The 25,714-nt window shown below is 64.1% G+C and carries 23 protein-coding genes; 1 reads left to right on the top strand and 22 read right to left on the bottom strand.

Going from position 1 to position 25,714, the window contains the following annotated elements; translation table 11 throughout:
* Positions 1–31: 31 nt before the first annotated feature.
* The 4 genes from urtD to urtA all read right to left on the bottom strand — a co-directional run bounded on the left by urtD (position 32) and on the right by urtA (position 5,215).
* Complete coding sequence (gene urtD / locus AC1DQ3_RS03080; RefSeq protein ID WP_477118695.1) at positions 32–880, bottom strand: urea ABC transporter ATP-binding protein UrtD; 849 nt, start codon at positions 878–880, stop codon at positions 32–34.
* A complete protein-coding gene (gene urtC / locus AC1DQ3_RS03075; RefSeq protein WP_477118694.1) occupies positions 877–2,091 on the bottom strand; it encodes an urea ABC transporter permease subunit UrtC in 1,215 nt (404 codons plus the stop codon). The genes urtD and urtC overlap by 4 nt, the downstream gene beginning before the upstream one ends.
* Positions 2,088–3,725, bottom strand: coding sequence for an urea ABC transporter permease subunit UrtB (gene urtB, locus AC1DQ3_RS03070; RefSeq protein WP_477118693.1), 1,638 nt, complete (start codon positions 3,723–3,725; stop codon positions 2,088–2,090). Before urtB ends, urtC begins: the two co-directional genes overlap by 4 nt.
* A 224-nt stretch (positions 3,726–3,949) precedes the next feature.
* Positions 3,950–5,215 (bottom strand): urea ABC transporter substrate-binding protein, encoded by a 1,266-nt coding sequence (gene urtA, locus AC1DQ3_RS03065; RefSeq protein ID WP_477118692.1) that lies wholly within the window; start codon positions 5,213–5,215, stop codon positions 3,950–3,952.
* A 345-nt stretch (positions 5,216–5,560) separates the two neighbouring features.
* Between urtA and AC1DQ3_RS03060 the strand changes: the two genes are divergently transcribed.
* Positions 5,561–6,865: an MFS transporter gene (locus AC1DQ3_RS03060; protein WP_477118691.1), complete on the top strand. Its 1,305-nt coding sequence runs from the start codon at positions 5,561–5,563 to the stop codon at positions 6,863–6,865.
* A gap of 1 nt (position 6,866) precedes the next feature.
* Here AC1DQ3_RS03060 and AC1DQ3_RS03055 read toward each other — a convergent pair whose 3' ends face one another.
* The 18 genes from AC1DQ3_RS03055 to AC1DQ3_RS02970 all read right to left on the bottom strand — a co-directional run bounded on the left by AC1DQ3_RS03055 (position 6,867) and on the right by AC1DQ3_RS02970 (position 25,710).
* Entirely contained in the window at positions 6,867–7,346 is a 480-nt protein-coding gene (locus AC1DQ3_RS03055) for a MaoC family dehydratase (RefSeq protein WP_477118690.1), read from the bottom strand.
* A gap of 152 nt (positions 7,347–7,498) precedes the next feature.
* Positions 7,499–7,948, bottom strand: coding sequence for a MaoC family dehydratase (locus AC1DQ3_RS03050; protein WP_477118689.1), 450 nt, complete (start codon positions 7,946–7,948; stop codon positions 7,499–7,501).
* Between the two features lie 89 nt (positions 7,949–8,037).
* Positions 8,038–9,156 carry an acyl-CoA dehydrogenase family protein gene (locus AC1DQ3_RS03045; protein WP_477118688.1) on the bottom strand — a complete coding sequence of 373 codons (1,119 nt, stop codon included), beginning with the start codon at positions 9,154–9,156 and terminating at the stop codon, positions 8,038–8,040.
* A 13-nt stretch (positions 9,157–9,169) separates the two neighbouring features.
* Complete coding sequence (locus tag AC1DQ3_RS03040) at positions 9,170–10,372, bottom strand: acyl-CoA dehydrogenase family protein (protein ID WP_477118687.1); 1,203 nt, start codon at positions 10,370–10,372, stop codon at positions 9,170–9,172.
* 94 nt (positions 10,373–10,466) lie between these two features.
* Positions 10,467–10,913: a DUF1178 family protein gene (locus AC1DQ3_RS03035; RefSeq protein WP_477118686.1), complete on the bottom strand. Its 447-nt coding sequence runs from the start codon at positions 10,911–10,913 to the stop codon at positions 10,467–10,469.
* Between the two features lie 252 nt (positions 10,914–11,165).
* Positions 11,166–11,795 (bottom strand): NUDIX domain-containing protein, encoded by a 630-nt coding sequence (locus tag AC1DQ3_RS03030; protein WP_477118685.1) that lies wholly within the window; start codon positions 11,793–11,795, stop codon positions 11,166–11,168.
* 51 nt (positions 11,796–11,846) lie between these two features.
* Positions 11,847–12,155: a DUF2818 family protein gene (locus tag AC1DQ3_RS03025; RefSeq protein WP_477118684.1), complete on the bottom strand. Its 309-nt coding sequence runs from the start codon at positions 12,153–12,155 to the stop codon at positions 11,847–11,849.
* Between the two features lie 22 nt (positions 12,156–12,177).
* Positions 12,178–13,653, bottom strand: a complete 1,476-nt coding sequence (nuoN, locus tag AC1DQ3_RS03020; protein ID WP_477118683.1) for an NADH-quinone oxidoreductase subunit NuoN — start codon at positions 13,651–13,653, stop codon at positions 12,178–12,180.
* An 18-nt stretch (positions 13,654–13,671) separates the two neighbouring features.
* Entirely contained in the window at positions 13,672–15,138 is a 1,467-nt protein-coding gene (locus AC1DQ3_RS03015) for an NADH-quinone oxidoreductase subunit M (protein ID WP_477118682.1), read from the bottom strand.
* Positions 15,139–15,151: 13 nt separating this feature from the next.
* Positions 15,152–17,248, bottom strand: coding sequence for an NADH-quinone oxidoreductase subunit L (gene nuoL / locus AC1DQ3_RS03010; protein WP_477118681.1), 2,097 nt, complete (start codon positions 17,246–17,248; stop codon positions 15,152–15,154).
* 59 nt (positions 17,249–17,307) lie between these two features.
* On the bottom strand, positions 17,308–17,613 hold the full coding sequence (nuoK, locus tag AC1DQ3_RS03005) for an NADH-quinone oxidoreductase subunit NuoK (RefSeq protein ID WP_006156828.1): 306 nt from the start codon (positions 17,611–17,613) through the stop codon (positions 17,308–17,310).
* 16 nt (positions 17,614–17,629) lie between these two features.
* A complete protein-coding gene (locus AC1DQ3_RS03000) occupies positions 17,630–18,280 on the bottom strand; it encodes an NADH-quinone oxidoreductase subunit J (protein WP_477118680.1) in 651 nt (216 codons plus the stop codon).
* A gap of 144 nt (positions 18,281–18,424) precedes the next feature.
* Positions 18,425–18,916, bottom strand: a complete 492-nt coding sequence (nuoI, locus tag AC1DQ3_RS02995) for an NADH-quinone oxidoreductase subunit NuoI (protein ID WP_017224316.1) — start codon at positions 18,914–18,916, stop codon at positions 18,425–18,427.
* 65 nt (positions 18,917–18,981) lie between these two features.
* Positions 18,982–20,046: an NADH-quinone oxidoreductase subunit NuoH gene (gene nuoH, locus AC1DQ3_RS02990; RefSeq protein WP_267606000.1), complete on the bottom strand. Its 1,065-nt coding sequence runs from the start codon at positions 20,044–20,046 to the stop codon at positions 18,982–18,984.
* Between the two features lie 18 nt (positions 20,047–20,064).
* Entirely contained in the window at positions 20,065–22,440 is a 2,376-nt protein-coding gene (gene nuoG / locus AC1DQ3_RS02985; protein WP_477118679.1) for an NADH-quinone oxidoreductase subunit NuoG, read from the bottom strand.
* 12 nt (positions 22,441–22,452) lie between these two features.
* Positions 22,453–23,748, bottom strand: a complete 1,296-nt coding sequence (gene nuoF, locus AC1DQ3_RS02980; RefSeq protein ID WP_477118678.1) for an NADH-quinone oxidoreductase subunit NuoF — start codon at positions 23,746–23,748, stop codon at positions 22,453–22,455.
* Between the two features lies 1 nt (position 23,749).
* Positions 23,750–24,244 (bottom strand): NADH-quinone oxidoreductase subunit NuoE, encoded by a 495-nt coding sequence (gene nuoE, locus AC1DQ3_RS02975; RefSeq protein ID WP_477118677.1) that lies wholly within the window; start codon positions 24,242–24,244, stop codon positions 23,750–23,752.
* A gap of 212 nt (positions 24,245–24,456) precedes the next feature.
* Positions 24,457–25,710, bottom strand: coding sequence for an NADH-quinone oxidoreductase subunit D (locus AC1DQ3_RS02970; protein WP_477118676.1), 1,254 nt, complete (start codon positions 25,708–25,710; stop codon positions 24,457–24,459).
* Positions 25,711–25,714 lie beyond the last annotated feature (4 nt).

Below are 25,714 nucleotides of genomic sequence, written 5' to 3'. Positions count from 1 at the left end.
TCTCGTTCCTCTTCTTTCTACCGGTGAGCGCTTATCGGCCGAGATAGGATTCGATCACGCGTTCCTCGCGCTTGACGGCGTCGAGCGTGCCCTCGGCCAGCACGCTGCCTTCAGCCAGCACCGTGACCTTGCCGGCATCGCCGGCCAGCGCCGCGACGAACTCCATATCGTGCTCGACCACCATCATCGAGCAGGTCCCGCGCAGGCTGTTCAGCAGCGTGGCCAGTTGCATGGTCTCTTCATCGGTCATGCCCGCCACCGGCTCGTCGAGCAGCAGCAGCTGCGGCTGCTGCATCAGCAGCATGCCGATCTCGAGCCGCTGCTTCTGCCCGTGCGACAGCAGCCCGGCGGGACGATAGGCTTCCTCCTCCAGCCCGGTCAGCGCCAGCGTTTCCTCGATGCGGCGATGCCCTTCGGCACCCAGGCGCGCCCGCAAGGAAGAGAACCAGCGCTTGTCGCCCTTCATCGCCAGCTCCAGGTTCTCCCACACCTCGTGCTGCTCGAACACGGTGGGCTTCTGGAACTTGCGGCCGATGCCGGTCTGCGCGATCCTGGGCTCGGTCATGCGCATCAGGTCGATGGTTTGCCCGAGGAACACGCGCCCGCTCACATTGGCATTGCGCGGCCCGGTCTTGCCGGTGATCACGTCCATCATGGTGGTCTTTCCCGCGCCGTTGGGGCCGATCACGCAGCGCAGTTCGCCATGGTCGATCGACAGCGTGAGCCGGTTGAGCGCGCGAAAGCCGTCGAATTGCACGGTGACGTCTTCGAGGTAAAGGATGGGACCGTGCGAGACATCGATGACGCCCGGCTCCATCACGTGGCCGAGACCGGTGGTGCCTCCGCTTTCCGCTTGTTGTGCTCCCAGTGCCGCGTTCATGCCTTGCCTCCGCTGCGGGTGACGGGCGCCGGCGCGTTCGCCTGTGCAACCGGTTCCGAAGCCTGCCTGCGCAGCTCGCGCGCGCGCTTGATCAGGCCGATCACGCCGTCCGGCAGGTACAGTGTGACCAGCACGAACATCGCGCCCAGCAGGAACAGCCAGTACTCGGCGAAATATGCCGTGAACATGGTCTTGGCGCCGTTGACGAGGAAGGCGCCGATGATCGGGCCGATCAGCGTGCCACGGCCGCCCACGGCCACCCACACCGCCATCTCGATGGAGTTGGCCGGCGACATCTCGCCCGGGTTGATGATGCCGACCTGCGGCACGTAGAGCGCGCCGGCAATACCGCACAGCACAGCCGAGAACGTCCACACGAACAGCTTGTAGCCAAGCGGGTTGTAGCCCGAGAACATCACGCGCATCTCGGCATCGCGCACCGCCGTCACCACGCGGCCGAGCTTGGACGTGACGATGTAGCGGCAGGCGATATAGCCGGCCAGCAAGGCCAGGAAAGTCAGCACGAACAATGCGGTACGGGTCTCTGGCGCAGCCACGGCAAAGCCGGCGATGCGCTTGAAATCGGTAAAGCCGTTATTGCCGCCGAAGCCGGTCTCGTTACGGAAGAACAGCAGCATCGCGGCATAGGTCATGGCCTGCGTGATGATGGACAGGTACACGCCCTTGATGCGCGAGCGGAAGGCGAAGAAGCCGAACAGCCATGCCAGCAGGCCGGGCACCAGCACCACCAGCAGCATGGCGTAGCCAAGATGCCCGGTGCCATGCCAGAACCACGGCATCTCCTTCCAGTCGAGGAAGACCATGAAGTCCGGCAGGTCGCTCTTGTAGACGCCTTCGCGACCGATGGCGCGCATCAGGTACATGCCCATGGCGTAGCCGCCGAGCGCGAAGAACACCCCGTGGCCCAGGCTGAGGATGCCGCAATAGCCCCACACCAGGTCCAGCGCGATCGCGGCCAGCGCGAAGCACATGATCTTGCCGACCAGCGTCAGCGCGTAGGCCGACAGATGCAGCGGATGGCCTTCGGGCAGCAGCAGCGCGCACACCGGCACGCCCACGCCCACGATCAAGGCGATCGCCAGCAGCGCCGCCCAGCTGCGGCCCGAGAACAGCGGCTGGCGTTCCGGCACGTTCAGCCGGAATCCCGTCGCGGATGGTTTCGAGGATTTCGAAGGGGAAGTCTGCATCATGCCTCCGCGCTGCGCCCTTTGAGCGCGAACAGTCCTTGCGGGCGCTTCTGGATGAAGAGCACGATCAGTACCAGGACAAGGATCTTGGCCAGCACCGCGCCGTAGAACGGCTCGATGAACTTGTTGATCAGGCCCAGCCCGAAGGCGCCGATGATGGTGCCCGCCAGCTGCCCCACGCCGCCCAGCACCACCACCATGAAGGAATCGATGATATAGGCCTGGCCGAGGTCCGGCCCGACATTGCCGATCTGCGACAGCGCGCAGCCACCCAGGCCGGCAATGCCCGCGCCGAAGGCGAACGCGTAGCTATCCACTTTCCAGGTGCGCACGCCCACGCAGGCGGCCATGGTGCGGTTCTGCGTGGTGGCCCGCACGAACAGGCCGAGCCGGGTGCGGTTGAGCACGGCCCACGCCACCGCCACCACGGCCAGCGCGAACACGATGATGATCATGCGGTTGTAGGGCAGCACCATGCCCGGCAGAAACTCCACGCCGCCGCTCATCCACGAAGGATTGGCCACTTCCACGTTCTGCGCGCCGAACAGCGTGCGCACCGCCTGCATCAGCAACAAGCTGACGCCGAAGGTAGCCAGCAGCGTTTCCAGCGGACGGCCGTAGAGGTGGCGCAGCACCAGCCGCTCCAGCACGAAGCCGACCACCGCGGAGGCCAGGAACGAAGCAGGCAGTGCGAACAGCAGATACCAGTCGAAGGCGCTGGCGAAATGCGCGCGGAATACGCCCTGCACCATATACGTGGCGTACGCGCCGATCATCAGGAATTCACCGTGCGCCATATTGATGACGCCGATCAGGCCGTAGGTGATGGCCAGGCCCAGCGCGGCGAGCAGCAGCACGCTGCCCAGGCTCAGGCCGGCAAAGAGATTGCCGAAGAGTTCCGCGCGGCGCTGGTCGCCGCGCAGCGCGTCGAGCGCCTGCTGGGCGGCGCGGCGCAGTTCGGCATCGGGCTCGCGGTAGTTGCCGGCGGCATCGCGCTCCAGCAGCGGCTGCAGCTTCTGCCGGCTCTGCGGGTTGCTGTCGCGGCCAAGGATGCGGATGGCTTCGAGCCGGTCGTCGCGGCTGCCCTCGGCCAGCACGATATTGGCCCAGATCACATCGAGCTTGGTGCGCAGTTCCGCATCGGCCTCGGCCTTGCGGGCGGCTTCCACCACCTCGCGCGAGGCGCTGCCGGGCTGGTCCAGCAGCGTGTTGACGGCCTGCGTGCGCACCGCCGCGTCGGGCGATTGCAGCAGCGTGCTGCTGGCAGCACTGTCCACCATCGCGCGCAGGCTGTTGTTCAGGGTGAGGGCTTCAAGCGCATCGGGCTTGGCCGTGACCGGATTGCCGCTGATGGCGTCCACCAGCTTGTCGCCGTCCTGGCGCACCATGCCGACGCCGGGCGCGTATTGCAGCGCATCGTCCTGCAGCGCCTTGAGGATGGGGCCCGCCTGCGCCACCGGCGCCTTGGTGATCGCCGTGATGGCGGCAGTCTTGGCGTCGAAGTCGTCTTCGGCGAGCGGCTTGAGGTCGGCCTGCGTCAGCGGCGCGGCCCACAGCGGGCACGCGGCGAGCAGCAGCAACGCTGCCAGCATGGCGCGCAACCTCGAAGCGAAAAAAAGCGAAAAGGGTCGGTGCATAAGGTTTGCGACCGTGCGCAGGAAGCGCGCGACCACCTTGATCGGCGGGGTTTTGCTTTCCACCGCGGCACGAAACGCCTGCCGGCGGCAATGGAAAATGGAACGATGATGGCTGGCTCCCCTCTTGCGCATGCGGGAGAGGGAAGCCAACAGCGGACAGCTTGCGGGCAAAGCCTGCTCAATGCTGCCTGCAGGCCGGCCCGCAGGCCAACCCGCAGTCCGTCTTACATCACCTTGTCCGGCTTGCCTGCATTACCCGCGATGTACGGGCTCCACGGCTGCGCGCGCACGGCCGCCGGGGTCTTCCACACCACCGTGAACTGGCCGTCGCCCTTGACCTCGCCGATCATCACCGGCTTGTACAGGTGGTGGTTCTCGCCCATGGTCAGCGTAAAACCGTCCGGCGCCTTGAAGGTCTGGCCGTACATCGCGGCGCGCACCTTGTCGGTATCGGTGGTGCCGGCCTTCTTCACGGCCTGCGCCCACATATGGATGCCGACGTAGGTGGCTTCCATCGGGTCGTTGGTCACGCGCTTGTCGCCGCCCGGCAGGTTGTTGGCCTTGACCCACGCTGCCCATTGCTTCTTGAAGGCTTCGTTCTGCGGGTTCTTGACCGACATGAAGTAGTTCCAKGCGGCCAGGTGRCCSACCAGCGGCTTGGTGTCGATSCCGCGCAGYTCTTCCTCGCCSACSGAGAASGCCACCACCGGCACGTCCTTGGCCTTCAGGCCGGCGTTRCCCAGCTCCTTGTAGAAGGGCACGTTGGAGTCGCCGTTGATGGTGGAAATCACCGCGGTCTTGCCGCCTTGCGAGAACTTCTTGATATTGGCGACGATGGTCTGGTAGTCGCTGTGGCCGAACGGCGTGTAGACCTCTTCGATATCCTTGTCCGCCACGCCCTTGCTCTTCAGGAAGGCGCGCAGGATCTTGTTGGTGGTGCGCGGGTAGACATAGTCGGTGCCCAGCAGGAAGAAACGCTTGGCGCCGCCGCCCTCCTTGCTCATCAGGTATTCCACGGCGGGAATGGCCTGCTGGTTGGGTGCCGCACCGGTATAGAACACGTTCTTGGACATCTCCTCGCCTTCATACTGCACCGGGTAGAACAGCAGCGAGTTCAGCTCTTCGTAGACGGGCAGCACCGACTTGCGCGAGACCGAGGTCCAGCAGCCGAAGGTGACGGCGACCTTGTCCTTGGTGATCAGCTGGCGCGCCTTCTCGGCGAACAGCGGCCAGTTGGAAGCGGGATCGACCACAACCGGCTCGAGCTTGCGGCCAAGCACGCCGCCGCTCTTGTTGATCTCGTCGATGGTCATCAGCGCCACGTCCTTGAGCGAAGTCTCGGAAATGGCCATGGTGCCGGACAGCGAATGCAGGATACCGACCTTGATCGGCTCCTTGGACTGCGCCAATGCCAGCGGGCTCACACCTGCCGTTGCGAAGAGTGCCGCGGCGGCTACCGCCGACAACTTCAGCATGTCACGTCTTTTCATTGCAGCTCCCAGATTTGTCGTGTTTGATAAGGAACAACGCTCCCGGGGGAATACTTCTGCAACTAGCGTGCCATGGCATACAAGCTTGTATACATGCCGGCGTACACCACTTGGCGAGCCTCTGACGGCAGACATGCAGCCCATCGCACCACGATAGTGCGCATCTGTCACGCACCAAGCCTGTGCGGCGCCGGTGCCTGATTCACATTGGGGCATCGGACAGCGCGCAGCGCGCATGCTGCACCGTGACTTGCCCGAATCCGGAATCGGCCCTATGGTGGCCTATCGCTTGCGCCATGCCATCGCGGCATCCTTCTTGCAATCTGCATGCCCTCCGGCAAACCGATGAACACCCTTCCGTCCTACCAGCCGCGCAGCGCCTGGGCCATGGCCTCGATGCTGACCTGGCTCTCGCTGATCAATTTCCTCGACAAGATCGTGCTTGGCATGGTCGCCGTGCCGCTGATGGCGGACCTCAAGATGCCGCCGGCGCAGTTCGGCCTGATCGCCAGCAGCTTCTTCTGGCTGTTTTCGCTATCCACCGTACTGGTGGGATTTCTCTCCAATCGGGTGGCCACGCGCTGGCTGCTGCTGGCGATGGGCCTCGCGTGGGCCTTGCTGCAGATACCGCTGGCACTGGCCGGTTCCGCACTGACCATCCTGATGTGCCGCATGCTGCTAGGCGCGGCCGAGGGCCCGGCCTTCCCGATCTCGGTGCATGCGCTGTTCAAATGGTTTCCCGACCAGGAGCGCAATTTGCCGGTGGCGATGCTCAACCAGGGCGCGACGGTGGGCCTGCTGCTGGCGGGACTGACGATCCCGCTGGTGACGATGCACTGGGGGTGGCGCGCGAATTTCGTGATGCTCGCCGCCATCGGCGCGGTCTGGAGCGTCATGTGGCTATGCGTGGGACGCGAGGGGCCGCTGGCCAATACACCCGCCCAGGGATCCGGCACCGCCGCGGCAATGCCCGCGCGCCTGCCCTACCGCCGCATCTTTCTCGATCCGACCGTGCTGGCATGCCTGGCCATTGGCTTCTGCGCCTACTGGGCGTTGGCGCTGGGGCTGACCTGGTTGCCGGCCTACCTCGAACAGGGCCTGGGCTTCGATCCGGTCACCACGGGGCGCTGGTATGCCGCCATCGTGGCCTCCGCCATGCCCGTCACGCTGATCCTGAGCTGGCTGTCGCAGCGGATGCTGCGCGGGGGCGCATCGTCGCGGCTGGCGCGCGGCGTGATCATCTCGATCGCCGCGCTGGTGGGTGGCATTGTGTACCTGGTGATTGCGTCGGTAGCGCTGCCGCCGGTACCGAAGACCCTGCTGATTGCCGTGGCGGCCTGTTTGCCGCCCGTGGCATTCGCGCTGACGCCGGCCATCCTGGCGCAGGTCGTACCGGAGGCCCAGCGCGGCAGCGTACTGTCCATCCAGACCGCGCTGGTCACGCTGGCGGGCATCCTGGCGCCCGCCGTGGTGGGGCAACTGGTACAGCGCCACGGCATGCATGCTGGCTTCGAGACGGGCTTCACGATCAACGCCCTGCTGCTGCTGCTGGGCGGCGTGATCGGCCTGTGCTGGCTGAATCCGGAGCGTTCGGCAAAGGCGCTGGCGGCGGCCACGCACGAAGTGGCGGCCGCGCGCTCGCCCGCCTGACTTACGAGTAACGGCGGCTGATCGATTCCGCGACGCACACGGGACGATCGCTGCCTTCGCGCTCGATGGTGACTTCCCAGCTGGATTGGGCGCCGACCAGCCCGGGCGCGTTTGGCATCGGCTCGAGGCGCTCCACCGACAGCAGCTTCACGCGGGCGCGCAGGCGGCTGCCCACCGGCACCGGCGCGGTAAAGCGCACGCGGTTGAGGCCATAGTTGACGCCCATCTTGACGCCCGGCATGTCGATTGCATTGCCCATGAAGACCGGCAGCAGCGACAGGGTCAGGAAGCCATGCGCCACCGGAGCGCCAAACGGCGATTCGCGGCGGGCACGCTCCACGTCCACGTGAATCCATTGATGATCGCCGGTGGCTTCGGCGAACAGGTTGACCTGCTGCTGGGTGATCTCGATCCAGTCGCTGACGGCCACTTCCTGGCCTTGCAGGCTTTCCAGTTCTTCGAGCGAAGCGATGGTACGCATGGCGTCTCCTTGTCGTTTTTTGTGGCCGGGATGGCCGGGATTCAGCTGGGGTGATGCACTGCCTCCCGCTTGCGGGAGAGCAGCCGGGGAAAAGAAACAGCCATCGTCATGGCAGACGGTTCTGGCGCATCCTGTCGGCTTCGACCGGCGCCTCAGGCCGGCCGGCGGCCATACATGCCCATGCCCTTGACGGTGCATACCAGTTCGCCACGCTGGTTGGTGGCTTCCCATTGCGTCTGCACCACGCCGCGGTCCGGCCTGGACGCCGATGCGCGCGCATCCAGCACCAGCAGCGATACGCTCAGCGTGTCGCCAGCGTAGACCGGCTTTAGCCAGCGGATTTCATCGACGCCGGGCGAGCCCATGCTGGCGGCCTTGGCGTTCATGTTGTCCACCACCAGCCGCATCATGATCGAGCAGGTCATCCAGCCGCTGGAGATCAGACCCTTGTAGATGCTCTTTTGCGCGGCTTCCTTGTCGATATGGAAGGGCTGGGGATCGTACTGGCGGGCAAAGGCGAGGATCTCTTCCTCGGTCACCAGGTGGGCGCCAAGGTCGCGCTTGCTGCCAACGGTGAAATCTTCGAAATACAGGGTGGACATGGATCGCTCCGTCAACGATGAATCGAGCTCGTTACATGACAAAAAACCGCGCCTGGAACAACCGGCGCGGTTCTTTGCATCAACCTGGATCAGACCGCTTCCAGGAAGCCGGGCTGTGTCGCGAAGCGGCCCAGGTGATGATCGACATCACCGAAGGTGGTGTTGATCAGCGTCAGGCGCTTGAACATGTGCGCGGCCGGCAGTTCGTCGGTGACGCCCATGCCGCCGTGGATCTGCACCGCTTCCTGGCCGACCGAGCGGGCCGCCTGGCCCACGCGGGCCTTGGCCGCGGAAGCGACGCGACGGCGCTCTTCCGGGCTGGCCTCGTCGAACCTGGCTGCGGCCAGCAGCGTGATCGAGCGCGACTGCTCGGCGTGGATGAACATCTCCACCATGCGGTGCTGCAGCACCTGGAAGCGCGCGATCGGCACGCCGAACTGCTGGCGCGTCTTGGCGTATTCCAGCGTGGCGGCGTTGAGCGTATCCATCACGCCAACGGCTTCCGAGCACAGCAGCACGGCGGCGTAGTCGGCCACCTGCTCGATCAGCGCGAAGGCTGCGCCGGCGGTGCCCAGCAGTTCGCCCTGTGCGTCCTTGAAGGTGATATCGGCCGCGCGCAGGTTATCGATGGTGCGGTAGTCGGTGATGCTGACGCCGGCAGCCTTCGGGTCCACCAGGAACAACGAAATGCCGTTGGTATCGGCGTCGGCACCGCTGGTGCGGGCCGAGACCACGAGCTTGCCGGCTTGCCCGCCGTGAATGACCACGACCTTGCGGCCATTGAGCTTGCCGTCCTTGGCGCTCACGCGCACGTCGTTGAGCGCATAGCGTGCATGCGGCTCGTTGAACGCAACGGCCAGCTTCAGTTCGCCGGTGGCGACCTGTTCCAGCAGCGCGTCCTGGCCGCCGGCCAGCTTGAGCGCGTAGGCGGCCACCACGGTGGCGAAGTACGGCTCGACCACCAGGCCACGGCCCAGCTCCTGCATCACCACCATCATGTCGATGGGCGTGCCCGAGAAACCGCCCTGCGATTCCGGTACCGGCAGCGCGGTCAGGCCGAGCTCGACCAGCGCGCCCCAGGCTGCATCGCTGTGGCCGGCAGGCGACCTGATACCCTTCTTGCGGGTTTCGAAGTCGTAGTCCTTGTCGATGAAGCGGTGGACGGCGTCAGCCAGTTGCTTCTGTTCGTCGCTGAGATTGAAGTTCATATCGCGTATCTCCTCACAGCCCCAGGATCATCTGGCTGATGATGTTCTTCTGAATTTCGTTGGACCCGCCATAGATGGAGGTCTTGCGATAGTTGAAGTAGTATGCGGCCAGCGGCGCGGCATCGTCGTAGCCGGTCACGGCGTGCTCGTGTTCGCATTCCAGGTAGGCGGTGTCGAACGGCTGCGCATAGGGACCAACGGCCTCCACCATCAGCTCGGTCAGCATCTGCTGGATTTCCGTGCCCTTGATCTTGAGCATCGAAGCCTCGGGGCCGGGGCCCTTGCCGGCGCTCTCGCTCGACACCACGCGCAGCACGGTGAGTTCCAGCGCCATCAGCTCGATCTCCAGTGCGGCAACCTTGGCGCCGAACAGCGGGTCTTCCAGCAGCGGGCGGCCGTTCTTCTGCTGTTGCCTGGCAACGCGCTTGAGGAAGCCAAGTTCACGCTTGGAATTGCCCACGCGGGCGATGCCGGTACGCTCGTGGCCGAGCAGGTACTTGGCGTAGGTCCAGCCGCGATTCTCTTCGCCCACGCGGTTTTCCACCGGCACCTGGACGTTGTCGAAGAAGACTTCGTTCACTTCATGGTCTTCGTCGAGCATGATGATCGGGCGCACGGTGATGCCCGGCGTCTTCATGTCGATCAGCAGGAAGGAGATGCCCTCCTGCTTCTTGGCTTCGGGATCGGTGCGGACCAGGCAGAAGATCATGTCGGCGTGCTGGCCGAGCGTGGTCCAGGTCTTCTGGCCATTGACGATGTAGTGCTTGCCGTCCATGGTCAGTTCGGCGCGGGTCTTCACCGATGCCAGGTCGGAACCCGAGCCAGGCTCGGAATAGCCCTGGCACCACCAGTCGGTGCAATCCAGGATGCGCGGCAGGTAATAATGCTTCTGCTCTTCGCTGCCGTACTTCATGATCACGGGCGCGACCATGGCCACGCCGAAAGGCAGCACGCCGGGCGCGCCGACGCGGGCATTTTCCTCGTCCCAGATATGGCGCTGCGTGGCGTTCCAGCCCGTGCCGCCGTACTGGACCGGCCAGTGCGGCGCGGACCAGCCGTGGCCCGCGAGCAGCTTGTGCCAGCGCACCAGGTCGTCGCGGCTGGGGCGGCGGTGATTGAGAATCTTGCTGCTGATTTCGGCCGGCAGATTGGCCTCCAGCCAGCCGCGCACTTCGGCGCGGAAAGCATCGTCGGACGCCGAATAGTTGAGATCCATGCCCGTCTCCAGTGATGCCGGCGTGAGACCGGCAGATGTTCTAGCTAGCGCGTCATGCACCGGCAAGAACTCTGCCTTGGGCACAAGACGCTATTCAGTGAGCCGTCTGCTTGAGCGCATCCGGCACCACGAGCTGGAAAGTATCGATGCCTTCCTCGGCAAGCGCCTGCACCTCTTCCGGCGAAGCCGTCCCGCGGATTCCGCGTTCCGGCGCTTCGTCGTAATGCATGCGCCTGGCCTCTTCGGCAAAGCGTTCACCCACGTCCTCGGTCCGCGCCAGCACCTGCTTGACCGCCTTCAGGTAAAGCGACTGCAGCGTTGCCGGCGCCGGGGCTTTCGCCTCGGCTGGCTTGCCTGCCGGCGCGGCGGCCGCTCCCGAAATATTCAGGCGCGGCGCGCTGGGCAGCCGGGTGATGGCATGGTCCTCGCAAACCGGACATTGGACGAGATTCCGCGAAATCTGCGATTGCGCATCGTCCTCCGAAGCAAACCAGCCCTCGAAACGATGGTCTTGCGCACAGCGCAGGTCGAGCACCTTCATGATGTTTCCAGCCCGTCGAAAGCTATAGTATCCGCGAAACGGAATTTTGTGAACGGTCGTGCTAATTTTTTTGCAGCCTTACCGTCCCCGGCTGGCGTAGCCGCTGCGTCCGGGGGAAATGGAGGTATGGCCGCGATCACACGGCTAAGAATAGGGATTCTACGCGCTCGGCCGGCAGCACGCTGGCGGCGGGTCGACAGCCGGACACGGCCGGGGTAGCTACGCGCCGGCCTTGCTGGCGGCGAGATTGACTCAGCCCTGCCCAGGAAGTACCTGTTCGCCGGCTTGCCAGGTGCCCGCTATGATCTTTTCCAGCCAGAAAGCCCCGATGATGGTCTTGACGTCGGTAATCCGCCCAGCCCGTACCCAATCGATCACCTGCCCCGCCGGCACGATAAACGTTTCCAGGAATTCACCCTCGTCAAGCTGCGCCGGCCCGGCGCTCAAGTCGCGCGCCAGGAAGATATCGATGAACTCGGTGGAATAGGAAATGACAGGATGGATGCGCGTGAGGTAATCCCAACGCCGCGCGCTGTAGCCGGTTTCCTCGCGCAACTCGCGCTCGCCGCAGCGCTGCGCTCCCTCCTGGGGATCCAGCTTCCCCGCGGGAAACTCAAGCATCACTTCGCCAACGGGATAGCGATACTGCCGCTCCAGCAGCACGGTGCCATCGTCGAACAGCGGGATCATCATCACTGCACCGGGATGCAGCACGTATTCGCGCCCGGCATGCTTGCCATCGGGCAGCTTGACGATGTCTTGCTTGAGCGTGAGGAATTTGCCTGTGTGCAGCGTGGCGGATGCCACGCAGGTTTCTTTCAGGCCTTGATCGTCGCCTGGGGCGATTTCGCTGGCGTCCAGCGTGTCAATCTTGTCGCTCATGAAAGCTCCGGGTCCGGACGCGGCCGGCCCGGGTGCCTTCGCTACCCGGCCTCAGGCCGCGCGATGTTTGACGAGATATTGCCAGGTGAAGCCGGGGAAGGCGAACACCAGCATCATGCAACCGGTGATGGCGTAGAACTGCCAGCCCTGCGGGAAGGCGTTGCCCAGCCCCGCCTCGATGGCGAAGCCGGCCAGGCCGGCCCCCACATACCAGGCGAACAGTTCGGCCGCCCTGATCCACAGCGGTTTCTTGACAAAGCGCAGCGGGATCAGCGCGAACAATCGCTGGTTGATAAACGGCAGGTTGGCACAGGCCAATGCCAGCAAGATGACAAACCAGCCCGCCGTGGATGAAGTCATGCCGCTACGCTGCCGTGATGCATCAGGACGCCAGCGAGGCGCGGATGGCCTGGTAGCAAAGGTTCATCAGCGCTGCCGGGAACAGGCCCAGGGCGATGATGACCGCGCCGTTCAGGGTCAGCATCGAACGCATGCCGAAGCTCGACTCCAGCTCGCGCTCGTCGGCCGGTGCATCGAAGTACATCAGCTTGACCACGCGCAGGTAGTAGAACGCGCCGATCAGCGAGAACAGCACCGCCACCACGGCCAGCCAGGTCATGCCGCTATGGACCACCGCCTCGAGCACGGCCAGCTTGGCGTAGAAGCCCATGGTCGGCGGAATGCCGGCCAGCGAGAACATCATCACCAGCATCAGCAGCGCGTACCAGGGATTCTTGCGCGACAGGCCCCTGAGGTCGTCCAGGGTCTCGGCCTCGAAGTCCTTGCCGGCGCGCAGCAGCACGATGCCGAAGGTGCCCAGCGTGGTGATCACATAGGTCACCGCGTAGAACATCGACGAACCGTAGGCGCTGGCGGCGCCGTCGGCCTTGCCGTCGGCCACGCCCGACAGCAGGCCCAGCAGCAGGAAGCCCATGTGCGAGATGGTGGAGTAAGCCAGCATCCGCTTCAGGTTGGTCTGCACGATGGCGGTCAGGTTACCGATGGCCAGGGAGGCCACGGACAGGACTACCAGCATGGTTTGCCAGTCCACCGCCAGCGGCAGCAGGCCTTCCACCAGCAGGCGCAGCGCCATGGCGAATGCGGCCAGCTTGGGTGCGCCGGCGATCAGCAGCGTCACCGCGGTCGGCGAGCCCTGGTAGATGTCCGGAATCCACATATGGAACGGCGCGGCGCCCATCTTGAACGCAATGCCCGCCACCAGGAAGACCACACCGAACGCCAGCATGGTGGTGTTGACACGGCCCGATTCCACGACGCGCAACACCTGGCCGAGGTTGAGCGACCCGGTAGCACCGTAGAGCATGGACATGCCATACAGCAGGAAGCCCGAAGCCAGCGCGCCCAGCACGAAGTACTTGATGGCCGATTCGGACGTCACGCGACTGTCGCGGCGCAGGGCCACCAGCGCGTAGGACGCCAGCGACAGCAGTTCCAGGCCCAGGTACAGGGTCAGGAAGTTGTTGCCGGTGATCATCACGATCTGGCCGCCCAGCGTGAACAGCGCGAGCATGTAGAACTCGCCGGTGAACAAGTCGCGGTCAGCCACATAGCCACGCGTATAGACCAGCGTGACGAGCAGTGCACCGGACGCGAAGGCCGACAGCACATTGGCCATCGGGTCCACCACCACCAGGTTGGAGAAGGCGTAGTGCGTATCGCCGGCCGCCGCGTTCAGCCCGAACCACACGGTCAGCACCAGCGTGGTCAGCAGCGACAGCGGATAGGCCACGCTGGTGCGGTTCCTGCCACGGGCAAGATCGATCCAGTTGACCGCGGCGATGGCGATCGCCAGGAAAATAATTGGCGCCACAGGTGCCAATGTCGAGGACGGTTGCATGTTTGTTTCTCTCCCCGATTACAGCTTCGACTGCGCCACGTGCGACAGCAGGTTCACAACGGACGCGTGCATCACATCGGTGAAGGGTTTCGGATACAGGCCCATATAGAGCGTCATGATCGCCAGCAGGCCGAGCATGAGGAACTCGCGCTTGTTCAGGTCGACCAGCTCGGCCACATGCTTGTGCACGATGTCGCCAAAGATCACGCGCTTGACCATCCACAGCGAATAGGCAGCGCCCAGGATCAGTGCGGTGGCGGCCAGCAGGCCGATCCAGAAGTTGAACTTGACCGCGCCCAGGATCACCATGAACTCGCCGACGAAACCCGAGGTGGCCGGCAGGCCGCAGTTGGCCATGGCGAAGAACACCGACAGCGCCGCGAACTTCGGCATGGTGTTCACCACACCGCCGTAATCGGCGATCTGGCGCGAATGCATGCGGTCGTACAGCACCCCGATGCAAAGGAACATGGCGCCCGAGATAAAGCCGTGCGAGATCATCTGGATGATGCCGCCCTCGATGCCGATCTCGCTGAAGATGAAGAAACCGAGCGTGACGAAGCCCATGTGGGCGATCGACGAGTACGCCACCAGCTTCTTCATGTCGGCCTGCACCATCGCGACCAGGCCGATATAGATCACCGCGATCAGCGAGATGGTGATGATGAAAGCGGCCATGCTATGGCTGGCGTCCGGCGCGATCGGCAGCGAGAACCGCAGGAAACCGTAGGCACCCAGCTTCAGCATGATGGCGGCCAGCACGACCGAGCCGCCGGTCGGCGCTTCCACGTGCGCGTCGGGCAGCCAGGTGTGGACCGGCCACATCGGCACCTTGACCGCGAAGGCCAGGAAGAACGCGATGAACAGTGCGATCTGCTCGTTCATCGACAGCTTGGCCTGGTGCCATTCGAGGATGTCGAAGGTACCGGTCTTGCTGTACAGGTACAGCAGCGCAACCAGCGTCAGCAGCGAGCCGAGCAGCGTGTAGAGGAAGAACTTGAAGGCCGCGTACACACGGTTCGGGCCGCCCCAGACGCCGATGATGATGTACATCGGGATCAGCGTGGCTTCAAAGAACACGTAGAACAGCATGCCGTTGAGCGCGCTGAACACACCGACCATCAAGCCCGACAGGATCAGGAACGAGGCCATGTACTCGGCCACGCGCTCGGTGATCACTTCCCAGGCGGAGATCACCACGATCACCGTGATGAAGGCGGTCAGCACCACGAACCACATCGAGATGCCGTCGACACCCAGGTGGTAGTCGATCTTGAAACGCTCGATCCAGGCCGCCTTCTCCACGAACTGCATCGCTGCGGTGGAACGGTCGAAGTGGAGGACCAGCGGCAGCGTCACGATGAAGCTGGCGATCGAGCCGAACAGCGACATCCAGCGGACATAGCCGGCGCTACGGTCGGAACCCGAGGCAAGGACCAGCAGGCCGAAAAAGATCGGCAGCCAGATAGCGAAAGACAGAACCATTTTCTTGTTTTCCTTACTTGGCGCTCACCGTGGCGAATGGGGTGCCGAACACCGTCATCGTCAGCAGGATCAGCATGCCCAGGATCATGGCGAATGCGTAGTGATAGATGTAGCCGGATTGCAGGTAACGGCTCACCGAAGCGAACCAGGCCACCACGCGCGCGGCGCCGTTGACCACCAGGCCATCGATCAGGCCCTGGTCGCCGCCCTTCCACAGGCCGGCGCCGAGCAGACGGCCACCGCGGGCAAACACGGCGTCGTTGATTGCGTCCATGTAGTACTTGTTGTCCAGCAGTGTGTACAAGCCCGAGAAGCGCTGCTTGATTGCCGCGGGGATATCCGGACGCTTCATGTAGAAGAACCAGGGCAGCGCCACGCCGGCGATCGCCAGCCACAGCACCGGGGTCGTCACCGAATGCAGGGCCATCTCCAGCCAGCCGGGGAAGGCTTCGGCCAGTTCTTTCATGGCATGGTGGTTCTCGCCGACGTAGATCACGTCCTTGAAGGCCACGCCGTGCTTGAAGAAGTCGCCGAACAGCAACGGCTTGATCGTGATGGCGCCGATCACCACCGACGGGATCGCCAGCAGCACCAGGGGCAGCGTGACAACCCAGGGCGACTCGTGCGGCTTCTCGCCCGGCGCCAGGCCGTGATGGTGGTCGGCGGTGACTTCCTCGTCCTCATGGTTGCCCGCGTGATGCGCGCCGTGATCCTTGCCGAAACGCTCTTCGCCGTGGAACACCAGGAAGTACATGCGGAAGGAGTAGAACGCGGTGACGAACACGCTGGACAGCACCGCGAAGTAAGCGAAGCCGGAGCCCGCGATATGCGATTCGGCCACTGCCTCGATGATCGAGTCCTTGGAGTAGAAGCCCGCGAAGAACGGCGTGCCGATCAGCGCCAGCGAACCCACCAGCGACGTGATCCAGGTAATCGGCATGTACTTGCGCAGGCCGCCCATATTGCGGATGTCCTGGTCATGGTGCAGGCCGATGATGACCGAACCGGCCGCCAGGAACAGCAGTGCCTTGAAGAACGCGTGCGTCATCAGGTGGAACACCGCCACCGAGTAGGCCGACGCGCCCAGCGCGACCGTCATGTAGCCCAACTGCGACAGCGTGGAGTAAGCCACCACGCGCTTGATGTCGTTCTGGATCATGCCCAGGAAGCCCATGAACAGCGCGGTAATGGCGCCGATCACCAGCACGAACGACAGCGCGGTATCCGACAGTTCGAACAGCGGCGACATGCGCGTGACCATGAAGATGCCGGCCGTCACCATGGTGGCGGCGTGGATCAGCGCGGAGATCGGGGTCGGGCCTTCCATCGAATCGGGCAGCCACGTGTGCAGCGGGAACTGGGCCGACTTGCCCATCGCGCCGATGAACAGGCAGATGCAGGCGACCGTGATCATCATCCAGTCGGTGCCCGGGAAGATCACCGTGGCGAGCTGGTCGCGCGCGGCGAAGACGTCGGTGTAGTTCATGCTGCCGCTGTAGGCCAGCAGCAGGCCGATGCCGAGGACAAAGCCGAAGTCACCGACGCGGTTGACCAGGAAGGCCTTCAGGTTGGCGTAGATGGCGGTCGGGCGGGTGTACCAGAAGCCGATCAGCAGGTACGACACCAGGCCCACGGCTTCCCAGCCGAAGAACAGCTGCAGGAAGTTGTTGCTCATCACCAGCATCAGCATCGAGAAGGTGAACAGCGAGATGTAGGCGAAGAAGCGGTTGTAGCCGGGGTCGCCGGTCATGTAGCCGACGGTGTAGATGTGCACCATCAGCGAGACGAAGGTCACCACCACCATCATCATCGCGGTCAGCGAGTCGACCAGGAAGCCCACTTCCATCTTGAGCTCGCCGATCTTCATCCACTCGTACACGGTGGCATTGAAGCTCGCGCCGTTCATGACGTCCATCAGCACGATGATCGACAGCAGGCAGGAGATCGCCACGCCGAGGATCGTCACGGTGTGGGCCAGCGTGCGGCCGGCGCGCGTCTCCGAGGAGAACGTGCTGAAGAACTTGGTGCCGAACAGGCCGGCGATCGCTGCACCGGCGAGCGGTGCGAGCGGAATCGCCAGTAGCAGGTTGGGGTCGAGCGTGGTTGCCATAGGACGCTTAGTGGTGTGCGGTCGGAGAACGGTCTTGGTTCATAACGTAGTGACGGGGATCAGCCCTTGAGGGTATCCATGTCGTCCACGTTGATCGTGTCCAGGTTGCGGAACAGCACGACCAGAATTGCAAGGCCGATTGCCGATTCGGCCGCAGCCACCGTGAGGATGAAGAAAACGAAAACCTGTCCTGCCAGGTCGCCCAGATAGTGCGAGAAGGCGACGAAGTTCATATTGACCGCAAGCAGCATCAGTTCGATCGCCATCAGCAGCACGATGACGTTCTTGCGGTTCAGGAAAATACCAACGATGCTGATGGCGAACAGGATCGCACCGAGCACGAGGAAATGGGCGAGAGAGAGCACAGCGTTTCTCCGGGCTTTAGTTCTTGTTGGCGGCAGCCGCGGCATCCGGGCTGGCTTGGGTGCCGGCACGGGCTTCGCTGGGCATCGTGACCAGGCGCACGCGGTCCTGGCGGCGGGTACGCAGCTGCTCGCCCACGTCCTGCGCCTTGGTGTCCTTGCGGTGGCGCAGCGTCAGCGCAACCGCGGCGATGATGGCCACCAGCAGGATGATGCCGGCCACTTCAAAGGCGTAGTTGTAGTCGGTGTAGATCAGCTTGCCGAGCTCGGCGGTATTCGAGTAGTCCGGGCCGCGCACGACGTTGTTCAGCGGCGTGACCGTGCCGATGAAATTGCGCACCAGCACGGTGGCCATTTCGGCAATGATCAGCGCGCCAACCACCGAAGCCAGCGGCACATAGGTCCAGAAGTCCCGTCGCAGGTGCTCGATGTCGATATCGATCATCATCACCACGAACAGGAACAGCACCATCACGGCGCCCACGTACACCAGCACCAGCAGGATGGCGAGGAATTCGGCCTTCAGCAGCATCCAGATCGCGGCTGCCGTAAAAAACGACAGCACGAGGAACAGTGCGGAGTGCACCGGGTTCTTCGCAGTGATGACTTTCAGTGCGGAGAGCACCAGCACCAGCGCAAAGACATAGAAGATGGTGGTCGTGAGTTCCATGGTCCTCGTCGAGCCTTCCGGCACAAGCCACCCCTGGTGGCCTGACCTTGCGGCATCCTTTTCGTTAGCCCCGCACGGGGCCCGATTCACTATTCATTGGCAGCGTCCGCCAGACTCGGCGGACACACCCTGTATTGCGCCGTATTAACGGTACTTGGCGTCCGCGGCCTTGGCCGCGGCGATTTGCGGTTCGTAGCGGTCGCCCACGGCCAGCAGCATGTCCTTGGTGAAGTACAGGTCGCCGCGCTTCTCGCCGTGGTATTCGAGGATATGCGTCTCGACGATGGCGTCCACCGGGCAGGCTTCCTCGCAGAAACCGCAGAAAATGCACTTGGTCAGGTCGATGTCATAGCGCGTGGTACGGCGGGTGCCGTCGACGCGGGCATCGGACTCGATGGTGATGGCCAGTGCCGGGCAAACCGCTTCGCACAGCTTGCAGGCGATGCAGCGCTCTTCGCCGTTGGGATAACGGCGCAGCGCGTGCAGGCCGCGAAAACGCGGCGACATCGGCGTTTTCTCTTCGGGGAACTGGACTGTGATCTTGCGCGCGAAGAGATAGCGCCCGGTCAGAGCCATGCCCTTGAAGAGTTCCTTCAGGAGCAGGCTGTTGAAGAAGTCCTTGATGGCGAGCAGCATGACAATTGCTTCCTAATGATTCCACAGGGCGCCGCCGAATGCGGCTGCGCCCTTGCTTTGGCCGTTCAGTGCCAGATATTCCAGGGCGACCGGATCCAGATCGCCACGATGATCAGCCAGCCCACCGTCAGCGGGATGAAGATCTTCCAGCCCAGGCGCATGATCTGGTCATAGCGGTAGCGCGGGAACGAGGCACGGATCCAGATAAACACCGACAGCAGCAGGAATACCTTGATCAGCAGCCAGAAGAAGCCCGGGACCGCGTTCGTGATGAAGCTTTCGAACGGCGGCGCCCAGCCTCCCAGGAACATCAACGCGGTCATCGTGGAGATGACGATCATGTTGATGTACTCGGCCAGGAAGAACAGCGCGAAGCCCATGCCCGAGTACTCGATCATGTGGCCGGCCACGATTTCCGATTCGCCTTCCACCACGTCGAACGGGTGGCGGTTGGTTTCGGCCACGCCGGAGATGAAGTACACGCCGAACATGGGCAGCAGCGGCAGCCAGTTCCACGACAGTACGTTGATCCCCATATTGGCGAAGTAGCCGGTGTTCTGCGAGTTGACGATGGCCGACAGGTTCAGGCTGCCCGACACCATCAGCACCGTCACCAGGGCGAAGCCCATGGCGATTTCATACGACACCATCTGCGCCGCGGCGCGCATGGCGCCGATGAAGGCGTACTTGGAGTTGGAGGCCCAGCCGGCCAGGATCACGCCGTACACGCCGACCGAGCTGATCGCCATCACATACAGCAGGCCGGCGTTGACGTTGGCCATCACCACTTCGGCCTGGAACGGAATCACCGCCCAGATCGCCACGGCGGGCATCAGCACCATCAGCGGGGCAACCAGGTACATGCCCCGGCTGACCTGCGTGGGCATCATCACTTCCTTGAGCAGCAGCTTGAGCACGTCGGCGATCGGCTGCAGCAGACCCAGCGGGCCGACCCGGTTCGGGCCGATACGCACGTGCATCCAGCCGATGAGCTTGCGCTCCCACAGGATCAGGTAGGCCACGCACAACAGCAGCGGCACCACAATGACCACGGCGCGAATCAGGATCCACAGCGGCGTCCAGGCGCCACCGAAGAGATTCTGTCCTTGCGAGGTAATCCAATCGATCATCTTTCTTTCTCGCTCTTCTTATGCCGTGGCAGCCGACTCGGCCGCACCCTTCGCGGCGGTAGCCAGGTCGATGGCTTTCTCTACGGTGACGGTGCCGGACGCCACGTCCAGGCTGGCTGCTGCCACGGTGCCGGCGGACACGCGCACGGTACCGGCTGGCAGTGCGGCTTCGAGCGCGGCCGGCAGTACCACGCTGCCCTGCCCTTGCGTCACGCGCACCGGGTCGCCCGCCTGCACGCCCAGCGAGGCGAACAGGTCGGCCGACAGGCCGGCTTGCATGGCGCGGCGCGCGGCCGCGGTGAGTTGCAGCGAATCGGCACGGCGCACGATCGGGTCGGCGTGGTAGATCGGCACATCGGCGATGCGTTCGATGCCACCCACGGCGGCGCTCACACGGATGGCCGCGTCGGTGCCGTTGTTCAGTTGCGGTGCAACCGGCTTGGCCAGCACTTCGTCGCGCACGTTTTCGGCGGTCTCGTAGTCGAAGCCAGGCAGGTCCAGCAGATTGCCCAGCACGCGCAGCACCTTCCAGGCCGGACGCGAATCGCCCAGCGCGCGGACGACGCCGTTGAAGCTTTGCGGCAGGCCTTCGCAGTTCACGAACGTACCGGCGGTCTCGGTGAACGGGGTCACCGGCAGGATCACGTCGGCGTATTGCAGCGCGGCTTCCGATCGGAACGGCGACAACACCACCACGGTGCCGGCCTGGGCCAGCGCGGCCAGGGCCTGGCGCGGGTTGGCGGCATCGAACTCGGGTTCCGTGTTCAGCAGCACATAGGCGCGGCGCGGCGTGTCGAACATGGCCTGCGCGTTGGCGCCGCTGTTCTGCGGCAGCGCGCCGGCGATATGCCCGCCGACGGTGTTCGCGGCTTCGGTCAGGAAGCCCAGCGTGGCGCCGGTTTCCGTGGCGATCCACTGTGCCAGCGCGTGCAGCGCGGCGAATTGCGGGTGACGCACGGCCTCGTTGCCGAGGAACACGGCGCGGCGCTCGCCCGACAGCAGCGCATCGGCCACCAGCCTGGCCTTGTCGTCGCCGTCGAAGCCTTCGGTGCCCGCCGGCGCGGCCACGCCCTTGGCGGCGGCGACGGCACGGGCCACGCCGGCCAGGGCCGCGGTCCAGCCCGACGGTGCGGCGTCGATGCGTGCGGCCAGCGGCATCAGCAGGTCGTCGGCGCTGGCGCCGAGCACGGCCACGCGGGCGCCCTTCTTGCCGGCCTGGCGCAGACGCGCGGCCAGCAGCGGATGATCCTTGCGCAGCGACGAACCGATCACCAGCACGCGTTGCAGCGTGGAGACGTCGGCGATCGGCAGGCCCAGCCACGGCGCGCCCTTGATGGCGGCCGAGAAATCGGTCTGGCGCTGGCGGAAGTCGACGTTATCGCTGCCCAGGCCGCGTACCAGCCTGGCCAGCAGGTGGAGTTCTTCCAGCGTGCTGTGCGGGCTGGCCAGCGCGGCGATCTGGTCGGCGCCGTGGTCGCGCTTGATGCTGGCGAGGCCGTTGGCCACGTATTCCAGCGCGGTCTGCCAGTCGGTTTCCATCCACTCGCCGCCCTGCTTGAGCAGCGGCCTGGTGAGACGGTCGGCGCTGTTCAGGCCTTCGTACGAGAAACGGTCCTTGTCGGACAGCCAGCATTCGTTGACGGCTTCGTTGTCCAGCGGCAGCACGCGCATCACGCGCTGGTTCTTGGTCTGCACAACCAGGTTCGCGCCCAGGCCATCGTGCGGCGACACCGACTTGCGGCGGGCCAGTTCCCAGGTACGGGCCGAGTAGCGGAACGGCTTGCTGGTCAGCGCACCGACCGGGCACAGGTCGATCATGTTGCCGGACAGTTCCGAATCCACGGTCTGGCCGACGAAGGTGGTGATCTCGGAGTGCTCGCCGCGTCCCAGCATGCCCAGCTCCATCACGCCGGCCACTTCCTGGCCAAAGCGCACGCAGCGGGTGCAATGGATGCAGCGGCTCATCTCTTCCATGGAGATCAGCGGGCCCACGTTTTTGTGGAAGACGACGCGCTTTTCTTCCTTGTAGCGCGATTCCGATGCGCCGTAGCCCACGGCCAGATCCTGCAGCTGGCACTCGCCGCCCTGATCGCAGATCGGGCAATCCAGCGGGTGGTTGATCAGCAGGAATTCCATCACCGACTTCTGGGCCTTGACCGCCTTCTCCGAATTGGTGAAGACCTTCATGCCAGGGGTGACCGGCGTGGCGCAGGCGGGCAGCGCCTTGGGCGCTTTCTCAACCTCAACCAGGCACATGCGGCAGTTCGCCGCGATGGACAATTTACGGTGGTAGCAGAAGTGCGGGATGTAGGTGCCCAACTGGCGGGCGGCTTCCATCACCAGGCTGCCTTCAGCAACCTCAACCTTCTTGCCGTCGATCTCGAGTTCAACCATGTTCTGCCACGCTTAAGAGTAGGCCGGAACCATGCACTGCTTGTGTTCGACGTGATATTCGAACTCTTTCCAGTAGTGCTTGAGCATGCCGCGGACCGGCATCGCTGCCGCATCACCGAGCGCGCAGATGGTGCGGCCCATGATGTTTTCAGCGACGTTATTGAGCAGGTCCAGGTCTTCCTGGCGCCCTTCTCCGTGTTCGATGCGATTCACCATGCGATAGAGCCAGCCGGTGCCTTCGCGGCACGGCGTGCACTGGCCGCACGATTCCTCAAAGTAGAAATACGACAGGCGCAGCAGCGAGCGAACCATGCAGCGCGTCTCGTCCATCACGATCACCGCGCCCGAGCCCAGCATCGAGCCGGCCTTGGCGATCGAGTCGTAGTCCATGTCGGACGCCATCATCATGTCGCCCGGCACCACCGGCGCCGACGAGCCGCCCGGGATCACTGCCTTGATGCGCTTGCCGCCGCGCATGCCGCCAGCCAGTTCCAGCAGGGTCGCAAACGGCGTGCCCAGCGGGATCTCGTAGTTGCCGGGGCGCTCGATGTCGCCGGAGATCGAGAAGATCTTGGAGCCGCCGTTGTTCGGCTTGCCCATCTTCAGGTAGTTTTCCGGACCCATCGACAGCAGGAACGGCACCGCGGCAAACGTCTCGGTGTTGTTGATGGTGGTCGGCTTGCCGTACAGGCCGAAACTGGCCGGGAACGGCGGCTTGAAGCGCGGCTGGCCTTTCTTGCCTTCCAGCGATTCGAGCAGCGCGGTTTCCTCGCCGCAGATGTAGGCACCATAGCCGTGGTGCGCGTGCAACTGGAAGTTGAAGCCCGAATCCAGGATGTTGTCACCCAGGAAGCCGGCGGCACGCGCCTCTTCGAGCGCTTGCTCGAAGATCTTGTATTCGTTCCAGATCTCGCCGTGGATGTAGTTGTAGCCCACGGTGATGCCCATCGCGTACGCACCGATGGCCATGCCTTCGATCAGCGCGTGCGGGTTGTAGCGGATGATGTCGCGGTCCTTGAAGGTACCGGGCTCGCCCTCGTCGGTGTTGCAGACCAGGTACTTCTGGCCGGGGAACTGACGCGGCATGAAGCTCCACTTCAGGCCGGTGGGGAAGCCCGCGCCGCCACGGCCGCGCAGGCCGGAGGCCTTGACGTCCGCGATCACCTGCTCGGGCGTGATCTTCTCGGTCAGGATGCGCTTGAGCTGCTGATAGCCGCCGCGCTTGACGTAGTCTTCGAGGTGCCAGTTGGCGCCATCGAGGCCGGCCAGGATCAGCGGCTTGATGTGGCGGTCATGCAGAGAGGTCATGTTACTTGTCCCCCTTGGCGGTACCCTTGAACTCGTCCAACAGCGCGTCCAGCCTGGCGTCGCTCATGAAGCTGCACATGCGGGTATTGTTGACGATCATCACCGGTGCGTCGCCGCAGGCACCCATGCACTCGCCTTCCTTGAGCGTGAAGGTGCCGCACGGGGTGGTTTCGTTGTAGTCGATGCCAAGCTTTTGCTTGAGATAGTCGCCAGCCCGCTCGCCGCCCGACAGGGCGCACGGCAGGTTGGTGCAGACGGTGAGCTTGTACTTGCCGACCGGCTTGGTGTCGTACATGTTGTAGAAGGTTGCAACCTCCTCGACCCATACCGGCGGCATGTCGAGGTAGCTGGCAACGAACTGCATGACTTCCGGGGAGACCCAGCCCACTTCGCCCTGCGCCACGGCCAGCGCCGCCATCACGGCCGACTGCTTCTGGTCAGCCGGATACTTGGCGATCGCGCGATCGATTTCCTTGAGAGCTTCTGCTGATAGCATGGTCGTTGCTGTAATACGCCGAGTCATTTGCGGACATTGCGCCGCCACGTGGCGCGCATCATCCGCAGGTTTGCAGCCGTCGCTGCCGTTGCGGCCCGCATGCCTGTGCATGCAGGGCCCACCGCGGGTTTCCCGTGGCCGGACACCGCTGTTCCGGGTCCTTGCCAGGGGCGTCCGGATCGTCGTCCGGGGCCGGCGGTACTAGGTACTGGTCAGCGGTCGATCTCGCCGAAGACGATGTCCTGGGTACCGATAATCGTCACCGCGTCCGCAATCATGTGGCCCTTGGCCATTTCGTCCAGGGCGGCCAGATGGGCGAAGCCCGGGGCCCTGATCTTCAGGCGATACGGCTTGTTCGCGCCGTCGGAGATCGCATAGATGCCGAACTCGCCCTTCGGGTGCTCCACCGCCGCGTAGGTCTCGCCTTCCGGCACGTGAAGGCCTTCGGTAAAGAGCTTGAAGTGGTGGATCAGCTCTTCCATGTTGGACTTCATGTCCACGCGCGACGGCGGCGTCACCTTGTGGTTGTCGCTGATCACCGGGCCGGGGTTGCGGCGCAGCCAGTCGATGCACTGCCTGATGATGCCGTTGGACTGGCGCATCTCTTCGACCCGCACCAGGTAGCGCGCGTAGCAATCGCCGCCCACGCCCACCGGGACCTGGAAGTCCATGCGGTCATACACTTCGTAGGGCTGCTTCTTGCGCAGGTCCCACTCGATGCCGGAGCCGCGCAGCATCGGGCCGGTAAAGCCCATCTGCAGCGCACGCTCGGGACTCACCACGCCGATGCCCACCAGGCGCTGCTTCCAGATCCGGTTGTCCGTCAGCAGCGTCTCGTATTCGTCGACGTACTTCGGGAAACGGTTGGTGAAGTCCTCGATGAAGTCCAGCAGCGAGCCCGAACGCGCTTCGTTCATGGCCTTGATGGCACGCTCGTTGTGGATCTTCGACGCCTTGTATTGCGGCATTGTGTCCGGCAGGTCGCGATACACGCCGCCCGGACGGTAATAGGCGGCGTGCATGCGCGCGCCCGATACCGCCTCGTACATGTCGAACATGTCCTCGCGTTCGCGGAAGGCGTACAGGAACACCGCCATCGCGCCGACGTCGAGCGCGTGCGAACCGATCCACATCAGGTGGTTCAGCAGGCGCGTGATCTCGTCGAACATCACGCGGATGTATTGCGCGCGGATCGGCACTTCGAGATCGAGTAGTTTCTCGATGGCCATCACGTAAGCATGCTCGTTGACCATCATCGACACGTAGTCGAGACGGTCCATGTACGGCACGCTCTGGATCCAGGTCTTCTGCTCGGCCAGCTTTTCGGTGGCACGGTGCAGCAGGCCGATATGGGGGTCGGCGCGCTGGATGACTTCGCCGTCCAGCTCCAGCACCAGGCGCAGCACGCCGTGTGCCGCAGGGTGCTGTGGGCCGAAGTTCAGGGTGTAGTTCTTGATATCTGCCATTGCG

Source organism: Cupriavidus sp. 01T418 (assembly GCF_056398885.1).
This window is presented reverse-complemented; position numbering and strand designations above follow the sequence as displayed.